General features: G+C 37.0%; 8 protein-coding genes and 2 pseudogenes. 9 read left to right on the forward strand and 1 reads right to left on the reverse strand.

The window, feature by feature from the left end; genetic code table 11:
- From rfbD to JCM15074_RS19705, 8 genes and pseudogenes are all read left to right on the forward strand, one after another.
- Positions 1-902 (forward strand): dTDP-4-dehydrorhamnose reductase (gene rfbD, locus JCM15074_RS19670; RefSeq protein WP_025823612.1); only part of this gene is annotated, 902 nt, incomplete at its 5' end.
- Between the two features lie 28 nt (positions 903-930).
- Positions 931-1,490 (forward strand): annotated as a pseudogene (gene rfbC, locus JCM15074_RS23230) (dTDP-4-dehydrorhamnose 3,5-epimerase).
- Positions 1,487-2,398 (forward strand): glycosyltransferase, encoded by a 912-nt coding sequence (locus tag JCM15074_RS19680; protein ID WP_025823614.1) that lies wholly within the window; start codon positions 1,487-1,489, stop codon positions 2,396-2,398. The pseudogene rfbC and the gene JCM15074_RS19680 overlap by 4 nt, the downstream one beginning before the upstream one ends.
- 2 nt (positions 2,399-2,400) lie before the next feature.
- Positions 2,401-3,312, forward strand: coding sequence for an NAD-dependent epimerase/dehydratase family protein (locus JCM15074_RS19685; protein WP_025823616.1), 912 nt, complete (start codon positions 2,401-2,403; stop codon positions 3,310-3,312).
- A 21-nt stretch (positions 3,313-3,333) separates the two neighbouring features.
- Complete coding sequence (locus tag JCM15074_RS19690) at positions 3,334-3,882, forward strand: sugar transferase (protein ID WP_025823618.1); 549 nt, start codon at positions 3,334-3,336, stop codon at positions 3,880-3,882.
- Between the two features lie 202 nt (positions 3,883-4,084).
- Entirely contained in the window at positions 4,085-5,584 is a 1,500-nt protein-coding gene (locus JCM15074_RS19695; protein ID WP_025823620.1) for a capsule assembly Wzi family protein, read from the forward strand.
- Positions 5,585-5,984: 400 nt separating this feature from the next.
- Positions 5,985-7,927, forward strand: a pseudogene (locus JCM15074_RS23235) (polysaccharide biosynthesis protein).
- Positions 7,928-8,092: 165 nt separating this feature from the next.
- A complete protein-coding gene (locus JCM15074_RS19705) occupies positions 8,093-11,305 on the forward strand; it encodes a DEAD/DEAH box helicase (RefSeq protein WP_025823622.1) in 3,213 nt (1,070 codons plus the stop codon).
- Positions 11,306-11,331: 26 nt separating this feature from the next.
- Here JCM15074_RS19705 and JCM15074_RS19710 read toward each other — a convergent pair whose 3' ends face one another.
- A complete protein-coding gene (locus JCM15074_RS19710) occupies positions 11,332-12,135 on the reverse strand; it encodes a rhamnan synthesis F family protein (protein ID WP_025823624.1) in 804 nt (267 codons plus the stop codon).
- Between the two features lie 223 nt (positions 12,136-12,358).
- Between JCM15074_RS19710 and JCM15074_RS24300 the strand changes: the two genes are divergently transcribed.
- On the forward strand, positions 12,359-12,468 hold a 110-nt coding region (locus tag JCM15074_RS24300; protein ID WP_037470091.1), incomplete at its 3' end, for an NAD-dependent epimerase/dehydratase family protein.

Consider the following 12,468-nt stretch of genomic DNA (forward strand, 5'->3'; position numbering starts at 1 on the left):
TAATGATTAATGTGTTAATCACAGGCTCACAAGGTCAACTTGGACAGGCATTAACTCAGCGTCTACAAGATTATCAAGTCGCAGGTCAACGTGTAAATTTATTGGCATTAGACCGAGATGGCTTAGATATTACCGATAGAGCACAAGTGCTTAACTGTGTGACTGAGTTTGCGCCACAAATCATTATTAATGCTGCTGCGTATACGGCGGTAGATAAAGCTGAATCAGAAGTTGAACTTGCTGAAGCGGTTAATGTGAAAGCCAGTCAGTATTTAGCCGAGGCAGCCACACTGGTTGGTGCAGTATTACTGCATGTGTCGACAGATTATGTTTTTTCGGGTGATAGTGAGCAAGCCTATATTGAGACGGATATGCCTGCGCCTCAAAGCATCTATGGTGTGACCAAGCTTGCAGGTGAAAAGTTGATTGCCGCGCACTGTGATAAACACATTATTTTACGTACTGCTTGGGTGTTTGGTGAAGCGGGTAATAACTTTGTTAAAACCATGCTGAGACTGGCACAAACTCGAGATACCTTAGGGATTGTTGCTGACCAATTTGGCGGTCCAACTTATGCGGGTGATATTGCAGATGCGCTTATTCGCATCATGGAGCAAGTGTCCACTGAGCAAGTCAATCATTGGGGCGTTTACCATTTTTCAGGTCTGCCTTATGTAAGTTGGTATGAGTTTGCTGACACGATTTTTAAGCAAGCACATCAACAAGGTTTATTAGCACAGTGCCCTGCATTAAATGCATTGACTACTGCGCAATATCCCACATCGGCTAAGCGTCCTGCTAACTCACGGTTAGATTGCAGTAAGATAGCACAAACGTTTGCAATACAGCCTTCTGATTGGCAACAAGCATTGCAAGAGTTACAAGCTTATCAAAGCAAATAGTAGATAAAAACAAAGATTAGGTAAGACGATGAAAGTAATTGATACTAAGATAGCGGATGTCAAAATCATTGAGCCTGCAGTGTTTGGTGATGAGCGTGGTTTTTCATGGAAACCTGGAGCCAAAAGCAATTTGAAGAGCTGGTCACAGGTAAGCCAACACACTTTGTGCAAGATAATCACTCAAAGTCAAAGCAGGGGATTTTACGCGGTTTGCATTATCAAACTGAAAACACCCAAGGTAAATTAGTACGGGTTGTTTCGGGAGAAGTATTTGATGTTGCCGTAGATATCAGAGAAGGTTCAGTAACCTTTGGTCAGTGGGTTGGTGTGTTACTGTCGGCAGAGAATAAACGTCAGCTATGGGTACCAGAAGGTTTTGCCCATGGTTTTTACGTGACCAGCGAAGATGCTGAGTTTGTGTACAAGTGTACTGATTATTACAACCCTAAAGCGGAGCACTCGTTACTGTGGAATGATCCTGATTTAGCGATTGAGTGGCCATTAGTGGGGGAGCCGTTGCTTTCAGCGAAAGATACTATAGCCATAGAGTTTAAAAATATATTACCTATAAAGTTGTCTATAAAATGAATAAAGTTTGTGTACTGCTTGCCGCTTATAATGGTGACAAATGGCTATCAGAACAGCTAGATAGTATTTTGGGGCAGGAAAATGTAAATTTAGATATTTTTATAAGTTTGGATCGCTCTAATGATAATTCCCTTAATATTATTGAAGAGTATAGTAATACAAATAGAAATATTCATATATTACCTTATGGTCAACAATATGGCAGTGCCGGTGCTAATTTTTTTAGATTAATGCTTGATGTCGATATTAGTGCTTATGATTATGTTTCATTTGCAGATCAAGATGATGTTTGGTTGAAAAATAAATTATCAAACTCCATAGCGCTTATTTCAGAGAATCAAGCTGATGCTTATTCTGGTAACGTAATGGCTTTTTGGGCAAACGGTAAAAAGCGTCTTGTTAATAAGAGTCAGCCACAAAAAAAATATGATTATTTATTTGAATCTGCAGGACCTGGTTGCTCATTTGTTCTGAGCCGTAAGCTAGTTAAAGATATGCAATCTTTATTGCAAAAGAAAGTAACAGATACAAAATCTTTGTGGTTACATGATTGGTTTTGTTATAGCTTTGCTCGTAGTAGAGGGTATAAGTGGGTTATAGGTGAAAAACCATTGATGATGTATCGACAGCATGAACTTAATGAAGTGGGAGCTAATTCCGGGATTAGTGCACTTTATACAAGAGCTAAAGTCGTACTTTTTGGTGATGCCATAGATAGAGTTCTGACACAAGCAAGCTACATTGAACAGTCTGAATTACCTATAGAGTTATTAAAGAAAAATTCAGTATCAAGTTTATTTAAATTATCTTTATTAGCATTCAAATGTAGAAGAAAAAATAGTGAATGTTGCTTTTTTTATATTGCAATTTTAATCAAAATGTTTAGACGAGTATTGTTAAAAAAATAACTATGAATATTCTCCTTACTGGGGCAAATGGATTTATTGGTAAGCATATTTGTCAACTATATCCTGATCTCAATATTATGCGTGTAAGTCGTAAACAAACAAATAATGACAAATGTTTTTATATTAATGAATTAGATGAATGTACCGATTGGGCTAATGCCGTTCAAGATTCAGATGTTGTAATACACCTTGCTGGGTTAGCGCATTCCAATTCACATACTATAAACGATTACAATAAAGTTAATGTAAAAGGAACGTTGAGACTGGCAGAAGAAGCTGCTAAATTTGGAGTCCAGCGTTTTATTTTTGTTAGTACTATTGGGGTCAATGGTACGTCTACGAGTTTGACTCCGTTTTCGGCAGAACAATCTATAAATCCTCATAATGATTATGCTATATCAAAGTACGATGCTGAAATAGGCTTAAAAAAAATCGCAAAGGAGACTGGTCTTGAAATTATTATTATCAGACCTACATTAGTGTATGGTGCTAATGCTCCTGGTAATTTTGGCAAATTGATTAAATTGGTTTCTAAATTACCATGCCTGCCTTTTGGTCTAGCTAAAAATAGACGAGATTTTATTTCTGTACAAAATCTTGCTGATTTATTAGTCACTTGTGCAAAGCATCCACGGGCAGCTGGACATACTTTCTTAGCCGCTGAAAGTGAAACGGTTTCGATTAAACAGTTTACTAATGCGATAGCAAAAGGGCTTGATAAGCACTTAATTCAGTTACCGATACCAATTACTTTAATGCGACTAGCGGGTTCATTACTGGGTAAATCCTTAATAGTCGACCAGTTGATTGGCAATCTTGAAGTTGATACTTCTAACTTGAAGGAAGTATTAGATTGGGTTCCTCCATATACAATGGAAGAGTCGATGGTTTTTCTTAAATCTCAATTAAGATAATTTATCATTTAGAGAATAAACATGATTCGTTTTATAGATTTTCTTGCTGCCTTCTTAGGTTTATTATTACTTTGGCCAGTTCTACTAATTGTAACTATTATTGGTATGTTTGATACTGGTTCACCTATTTTTGTTCAAACCCGTGTAGGTCGAAATAAAAAGCCTTTTAAATTGATTAAGTTTCGTACTATGGCTGTAGAAACAAAATCAGTGGCTAGTCATTTAGCAAGTAATGCTTCAATTACAAAATTAGGTAACTTTTTACGTAAAACTAAAATTGATGAATTACCACAATTGATTAATGTTGTTAAAGGTGAAATGAGTTTAGTTGGTCCACGCCCTAATTTATTTAACCAAGAAGAGTTAATTAAAGAGCGCGATGCATTAGGTGTTTATAATGTTCTGCCTGGTATAACTGGCTTAGCACAAGTACAGAATATTGATATGTCTACACCTGCTTTGTTAGCTAAAACTGATAAGCTGATGATTGATAGCCTAACTGTTAAAGATTACTTTAAATACATTATGATGACTGTTACGGGCAGTGGTTCAGGTGATGCTATCAAGTAGATTTATACAATCATCTATTATCAATTAATTTTAATACTAAGAATTTAACTTTGTATTGTTGAAAACCAACTTTACGATAGTTGGTTTTATTTTGTATGAACCTCATTATTCATTAATTAAAATATGTGATTAGTTGTTTATTACTAAATATATAGAAAAGTTAATGATCTAAAGTAAAACTTCAAAGGACTAATCGTTTATTATGAAAAGAGTGTTATCTGCAGTAACAACCCTATTGGGACTGTTATGGATATCTGCTGCGCAAGCTGGGCCTTGGGTTGATACGTCTGATATTTATCTTCGTGCGGATATCCAGGCATTAGCTGATGCAGGTGTTATTACTGTTCCCGTGAATACTTATCCATTGATGTGGGCTGGTATAGGTCGTGATCTTTCTAGTGTTGAACCTGATGTTTTATCACCTGCCCTAGCCGAAGCATTTGCTCGAGTTAATTTTTATTATCATCAAGCTATAGAAAATAAAGGTAACGCTAGAATTAAGCTTGCTGGTGCTTCAGACCCTGCAAGGTTTCAACATTTTGGTAGTGATTACCGAGAGAAAGGACAAGTTAACGCTTCTTATGAATATTTAGGCGAACGCTTTGCTGTGAAACTCTCAGGCTCCGCTAATTATGATCCGCAGGATAATAAAGAATTTCGATATGATGACTCATATTTCGCGGTTGTGTTAGGTAACTGGATTGCTTCTGTTGGTACCATTCCACAATGGTGGGGACCAGGTTTTGATTCAGCATTGCACCGGTCTAATAATGCCAGACCCATGCCTACTATCAGTTTAACTCGTAATGACTCCCACGGCTTTGAAACCCCATGGTTATCATGGATTGGGCCTTGGACTTTTACGACAGGGTTAAGCATGATGGAAAAAGAACGGGCTGTACCTAAAACATTGCAATGGCAAATGAGGGCATCTATTCGTCCTATTCGTCAGATAGAAATGGGAGTATCGTGGACTACACAATTTTGTGGAGAAGGACAAGAGTGTGATCTTAGTTCATGGTGGAAAGCTATTTCTGGTGGAACAAGCTGTATGTATGGTGAAGCTAATTGTGGGCCAAATGACCAAAGTAAAATAGGGAATCAGCTGGCTGGCTGGGATATTCGTTATGCTGATACTTTGTTTAATGTGCCTGTTGGTGTGTATCTAGAACGAACCTGTGAAGATTCGAGTGGCAATATGCCATGGGATATCGCTGATTGTGGCTATTTGGCTGGTGTAGATAGTCGAATTAACTATGAGCAGCAGCAATACAAAATTTTTGCTGAAATGACAAACACTATGGTTTCGTGCACGACTCCCGGTGAATTCAGTTGTTTTTATGAGCATGTTGAAACTTACCATAGTGGTAGTCGTTACTATAAACGAGCCTTGGGCAGTACTTACGATAGCGATGCAAAAGTTTATGTATTAGGCATAATTGGACAATTTCAAAATAGTCGAGGGTTAACATCTCTTTTTCGTTATGCCCAACTAAATAAAGATGGAAAATTTGCATTATTTCCAGAATGGACACCATATCAACCCCAGGAAGATTTACTTATGTGGGAGTTAAGTTATCGTATGCCGCTCTTAAAAGGTATGTTGAGTTTAGGGGGGAGTGTCTCTAAATCAGATTACATTGCGACTGATGATAGTAAAACAAGAGCTACGGTATTCACTACTTATGAGTATCGCTTTTAAATGTTGAACTTCCTATCAACTAAGTTTAGTTATGTCGCTTACTAAAGTTTAAGCGCTTTTGTTGTTTACTTGAATGTAAAAGTGCTTTGTATTTTGTTATTAAAGATTAATTATAACGGGCTCTTAGTGTAACTTAGAATATTCATTTTATTTAAATTATCATTTATTTCTTTGCATACTTCCGTATTAAAAATATTTTTCGAGGATGTTTATGTAATTAAAAATATAAATGGCAGCTTTCAATCAATTCATCTACATTGTGAATTTGATATGATTCCTAAATAACATTGATTTTATTATTCTTACAGTACATAGCAAATAATATATGTTATGATTTATCACATCCCTTCTTCAACAATAAGCTAGTAAGTGGTTATATTTTATGAAGTTTTTTGAAAAAATGGAATTTATACATTACCTTTTCTCTTTAAAACGAACGCAAAAACGTATTGTTAGTATAATTATTGATGTTTTATTACTTAGTATGGCGTTTTGGGCTGCTTTGCTTGTTAAAGTTGATGAGATTGGTGTGTTGACTCATGGAACGTACTGGCTATTAATTGCATTTGTAATCCCCTTGAGCATTTTTGCTTTTGCTCAAGTAGGACTATATCGCGCTATATTGCGATATATTGGATTGCAAGCACTACTAGCAATCTCTGTGGGGGTTATTATTTCCACCCTTTGCTTAATGATAATTGCTTATTTTTTAGGCTCAGACCTACCTCGAACTGTACCTATTATTTATGCTGCATTTGCTGTCATTTTTATTGGTGGTACTCGTGTCATCGTTCGTTCTTTTGTAGGGGGAGGATTAACACGTATTGGTGAACCCGTTATTATTTATGGCGCCGGTGTAAGTGGTCGCCAGCTTGTTACGGCTTTAGTTCAAAGTCATGAGTATTACCCCTTTGCGTTCGTAGATGATGACATCACTTTACAAGGTTCATCAATTCAAGGAGTTCGTGTCCATTCACCATCGATTATTCGTCAGTTAATTTCAGATAAGCACGCTACTAAGGTGTTACTTGCTATACCAAGTGCTTCGCGCTTTCGTAGAAAAGAGATATTATTATCTTTAGAGTCATTAGTCGTACCTGTATTAACGTTGCCTGCAATGGCAGATTTAGTGAGCGGTAATAAGTTATATAGCGATATTAAAGAAGTTGAAATTGATGATCTGTTAGGGCGTGATAGTGTTACTCCTCGCCATGACTTAATGACGGCTAATATTAAAGATAAAGTGGTAATGGTTACTGGTGCAGGCGGTTCAATTGGTTCTGAACTTTGTCGCCAAATTATCAGGCAATTACCGAACAAATTAGTGTTATTTGAGTTATCAGAATTTGCCCTTTATTCAATCGAAAAAGAGTTGCTAACGTTAAAGTTTAATGAAAATATTGATGTTGAAGTGATTCCATTAATGGCTCTGTACAACGCCAAAATCGATTAGCAGCCGTAATGGAAGCGTTTGGAGTTCAAACCGTTTATCATGCAGCAGCATACAAACATGTTCCTTTAGTTGAACATAATGTAGTTGAAGGGGTGAGAAATAATGTTTTTGGCACCCTGTACACTGCGCAAGCAGCGATTAAAGCGAAAGTAGAAACCTTTGTGCTCATTTCAACTGATAAAGCCGTTCGTCCTACCAATATTATGGGCACGACTAAGCGTATGGCTGAATTGGTCTTACAAGCATTATCTGAAACACAAAATACGACGCGCTTTTGTATGGTTCGTTTTGGTAATGTGCTTGGGTCATCTGGCTCTGTTGTGCCTTTATTTCGTAAGCAAATTGCGGCAGGTGGGCCTGTAACTGTTACGCATCCTGAAATTACACGCTTCTTTATGACAATACCTGAAGCTTCACAGCTGGTTATTCAAGCTGGGGCAATGGGTAAAGGGGGCGATGTATTTGTTCTTGATATGGGCAAGTCAGTTAAAATCGTCGAGCTTGCTGAGAAAATGATTAGGCTGAGTGGCTTTGAAGTTAAATCTTCAGATAACCTAGATGGTGATATCGAGATCGAATTTACCGGATTACGTCCAGGTGAAAAGTTGTATGAAGAATTACTCATTGGTGACGATGTTACTGGAACAGAGCATGAACGTATCATGACGGCTAGTGAAGTACATTTACCTTGGAGCGAACTTGAAACAATTTTAAATCGACTTGATATGGCTTGTCATGAATTTAATCATGAGCTGATACGCGAAATTTTATTATCCACTCCAACTGGTTTTGCGCCAACTGATGGAATTTGTGATTTAGTTTGGAAAGTGAAACACCTTACTCTTGCTGAAGATAAGGTACTTGATGCTAAAGTCATTAATTTAAAATAATATTGTTCATTATTTACTTAAATTTACCCTAAGCCCGCAGGCATTGTCTGCGGGCTTTTTTGTTTTTAGTCGGATTATCGATTTAGGTTACTTCTTTTCCCCTCTTTAATTCGTTACAATGGTCGTTTATTTCGATTTTGCTTTTGTTAAGGGTGTTTTGTCCTTATGCCTTCACTGCTTCCCCGTCGTACCTTTCCTTTAAGTGCAGCCTCGATTGCGCGTTTTTTTCCTGCAAAAACCATCACTCGTGCAGAAGACTTTATTGCCATGGGTAAAGAGATTTGTGTCAATGCAAGTCAAGACTACAGTAGCATTTCGGCTGAAATTACTGCTGCAGGTGACAGATACTTTGAACAGGAAATTCATCTTTCTAAGGTGGGTAAAGGTTGGAAGCTAAATGATTATTGCTCCTGTGCAGTTGGGCAGCGTTGTAGTCATGTCGCTGCTGTTTTACTTTACTTGGTTGAACAGTCAAAAAATATTAAGCCTAATCATAGCCAAAAATTGCATGCATGGTTTGCTGGTGTAGCTGAGCAGATGTCGTCTGAACTAGTAAGCTTACCTGTAGAGTCTCAAGATTACTTACTTTATATTTTGTCTGTTGATGATGACGGCGTGTATGTTGATGTAAACCGTAGCGCGTTAGGCAAAAAAGGCAGTTTTTTACAGGGGAAAGCATTACTTGTTGATGAGTGTTTTACCAAATTTCCCCAAGGTTTAACGACGGCAGATGAAGCATTATTGAAACAACTCTTCAGTCTGGTTTCTCCTATCGATCGCAAGTGCCGAATTAACTCTTCATTTGCATGGCAAGTATTGCAACAGCTTGTAGCAACTGAACGTTGTTTTTGGCAAGAAAATCGTATTCCATTAACCATGTCAGAGTCACGAGCTTTGGATATGTCTTGGCATGAGTCTGCTGAACAGTTATTACAGCTATCCACCAAAATTAATAAGAATAATAGCTGTGAATTGATATTTGCAGATCCAATCGGTTTTGTTGATTTAGATTTTTTACAGATAGGCTTGGTTGATACTCAGCTAACGGCAACTCAGTTACGCATGATAAAGCAACTGCCTGAAGTACCGCTGGCTGATATCCCAACTGTTTATCAGACTTTATTGAGCTACATTGCTGTTGATACACTTCCCAAATGTGAGCTAGTTGCTGTTGGTGCTGTATTGGCTGATCCTATTGTAGACCTTCAATTTGAGATGCATGCTATTAATGGCCTACAACAACCATTTGTACATGTAACCTTTGAATATGAAAACTATTCGGTTCCTTTACAAGCACATCAACGTCCCTTTTATGTCATTAAACATGATCAACAGCTTATTCAAGTCAAACGTTCTTTCTGTAAGGAGCTGGCTGCTATTGAGCAATTACATGAGTTAAACCTACAACTTCAACAAAATCCTTTTTTACCGGCTGAAGGTGGCTATTTTAGCCTTGGTAATTTACCTGAATCTTTATCTGCATGGCATCAGCTAATGCAATTAAAGGCAGATGTCATTGAATTAGGATGGTTGTGGCATGTCGCTGCAGATTTTGATTTAGACTTGGCAAGTTTGTCGCTTGAACTTGCTGTGGATGATATCGGCGCTGGTGAAGTCAGTCTTGAATTAAATACAGAAATCGATGGCAAACAGTTTTCGATGTTGCCATTTGTGGTTGAGCATTATATTACCCATGGTCGCCTCGATGATGAATTACTTTACCAAGCTGATAATGGCCAATGGTTTAGTTTGGATACGAGATCTATACGACCATTGATCAGTACTATTGTTGAGTTGTTCAATAAGCGTAGTAATTCGGTACATTTACCTAAAAGCAGAATGGGTGTATTTAATGATCTGACTGAATCAGATATCAGTAAACTCAATGCGTCACGGGTAAAAGACCTATCGCAGACGATGTTGTCGGCGGTGGATGTTTCGCAGCTTGAAGTATCATCAGATTTTAATGCAACGCTACGTCAGTATCAATTGCAAGGTTTTCGATGGTTAGCTCATTTATATCAATGTCAATTAGGTGGTATTTTGGCTGATGATATGGGGTTAGGTAAAACAATCCAGAGTTTAGCATTTTTAAATTATCTGCATCAGACTGACTCAATATCAGCACCTAGTCTGGTGATTTGTCCTACTAGTTTAGTGACTAACTGGGTAAGAGAAGCTGAAAAGTTTGCCCCTAGTTTAAACGTGTTGGTACTTTTTGGACCGTTGCGCCATCAGCACTTTGAGCGGATGATGCAAGCTGATGTGGTGATTACTACTTATCCTTTAATGTTGCGTGATAATGAGCATTTTTTAGATAAGCATTTTAGTGCTGTTTTATTAGATGAAGCACAACAGATTAAAAACCCTCAGTCGCAAGTGACTCAAATTGCTAAAAAACTATCAGCAAATGCGAAGTTTGCATTAACAGGAACACCTTTAGAAAATCATTTAGGTGAAATTAAATCTATTATGGATTTTTGTGTACCTGGGCTACTTGGTACGACTGCGCATTTTAATCGTTATTTTAAGCATGGTATTCAGATCGAGGCGATTGTTGAACGAAGTGATGAGCTATATCGACGCATGGCGCCATTTATGCTGCGTCGAACAAAAGAGCAAGTTATTACTGAGCTGCCGCCTAAAACTGAAATTTCACAATTGATTGCTCTTTTACCCGCACAAGCACAGCTTTATGAAGCAATTAGAGTATCAATGGAGCAAAAGATACAAAAACTATTTGTTGAGCGCGGTGTTTCAGGTAGTCAGATTGATTTTTTAGATGCGCTGCTTAAGTTACGTCAGATTTGTTGTGATCCAAGAATTTTAAGCTCTCAATTAACAGAACAACAAGTGAAAGTGAGCGCCAAATTAAATTGGTTAAAGCAGACTTTACCTGAGATGTTGGCTGAAGGACGCAAAGTGATCATTTTTAGTCAATTCACTAAAATGCTTGCACTGCTGGCTGATGAACTGACAACATTTGGGATTAATTACAGTTTGCTGACAGGACAAACGAGCAATCGCCAACAGCAAATTGATAATTTTCAGTTAGGCGAGAACAATGTCTTTTTAATTAGTCTAAAAGCTGGCGGTGTTGGCTTGAACCTAACTGCAGCTGATACCGTTATCCACTTTGATCCATGGTGGAATCCCGCCGCTGAAAAACAAGCGACTGATAGGGCTTATCGAATGGGGCAAGATAAACCCGTATTTGTCTATAAACTTATTGCAAAAGATACGGTTGAAGAAAAAATTGCAGGAATGCAACAAGATAAACAGCTACTCGCGCAGTCAATTTTAGATAGCGCAGGTAAGCAACAACAGCAGTTTTCGGCTGAAGACATGTTGGGGTTGTTTAAAACAAATATGGTTTAATTTGAGGCCTGCATATGCAGGCCTTTTTAATGCATTAGATGCTTAGGTTCAACTTGAATAAACTGATATCCTTCATGTTTAGCGATAATGACAATTATTCTTTCAATTGCATGCATAATTGTGGAATTTAGTTGACCTTGCTCATTTGGGAAATCTTCTAGCGACCATGTTAAGTCAAATAAAGGACTGATAGCCTCTGGTCGATACCAAAACATTGAACCTGCTGCAAATTCATTGTTTTCATGAGGCGTTTTAATGCCAAGTTTATTTAATATAGGTTTTGCTAATTTTTTATTGGTTCTTCCCCACATGATGAATGGTTTTAATGGTTTAAAGTAACTTGGGTATGCAATTCCTAGATTTTTATTATTATCAAAAGTATCAATAATATGAGCAACTTGTTCCTGACTGCCAATCAAACTCGAATATAAATGTTCTTTCCATCCAGCCATTTCGCCATTATGTAAGCTCTTTTTACTATGGATTTTACATATAAGATCGTAATTTAAATATAGTTCAGAGAAATTTAGTAACCATGGTGCAATGTCTCTACCTTTATTTGGTACTTCTTTTGAAATAAGTGTTAAGTTGTTGTTTAAAATGTGTTTACATTTGTTTATTTGAGTTTCGCATCCGTGAGAATAAGTGACTAATATATCTGCAGGTAAACTGATATTATTTAGATCTAAAAATATTGACTCAACTAAGTCACTATAAAAAATATGTATAACTACTGCTATTTTTTTTATTTTTTTGTTTTCTATTTGTAATTTTTTAGTTGGGATACGTTTTTTTTCTATATTTATTAGAGAACGAATGAAATTTAACATAAATATCTTTATATAATTCCTAGTGTATAAATTATATCAATGTTGACACGTAATTCTATATAGAATATTTGCTGTTAAAATGTTGTTATTGTGTTGTCTATTGGCCTGCTTTATCGTTTTGTTTAAATAATTTAGGGTGTAAATTTAAGTTATTATTGGGGCTTATATGCTAAAATAGCGTCAATTAGTATATGTTTTTGCCTTGTAATATAAAGGATTCGATGTGAAAATTTTAGTCACAGGTGGCGCAGGTTTTATTGGTAGTGCTGTGGTGCGTCATGTTATTGGTCATACGCAAGATAGCGTGGTAAACCTTGATAAACTCACTTACGC

The sequence above is a fragment of the Shewanella marina JCM 15074 genome, from assembly GCF_000614975.1.
In the GTDB taxonomy this organism is placed as follows: domain Bacteria; phylum Pseudomonadota; class Gammaproteobacteria; order Enterobacterales; family Shewanellaceae; genus Shewanella; species Shewanella marina.

Bases quoted from the DNA above. Each gene is read 5' to 3' on its own strand.
- JCM15074_RS19680 (WP_025823614.1), top strand. From the start codon at position 1,487: ATGAATAAAGTTTGTGTACTGCTTGCCGCTTATAATGGTGACAAATGG.
- JCM15074_RS19685 (WP_025823616.1), top strand. From the start codon at position 2,401: ATGAATATTCTCCTTACTGGGGCAAATGGATTTATTGGTAAGCATATT.
- JCM15074_RS19690 (WP_025823618.1), top strand. From the start codon at position 3,334: ATGATTCGTTTTATAGATTTTCTTGCTGCCTTCTTAGGTTTATTATTA.
- JCM15074_RS19695 (WP_025823620.1), top strand. From the start codon at position 4,085: ATGAAAAGAGTGTTATCTGCAGTAACAACCCTATTGGGACTGTTATGG.
- JCM15074_RS19705 (WP_025823622.1), top strand. From the start codon at position 8,093: ATGCCTTCACTGCTTCCCCGTCGTACCTTTCCTTTAAGTGCAGCCTCG.
- JCM15074_RS19710 (WP_025823624.1), bottom strand. From the start codon at position 12,135: ATGTTAAATTTCATTCGTTCTCTAATAAATATAGAAAAAAAACGTATC.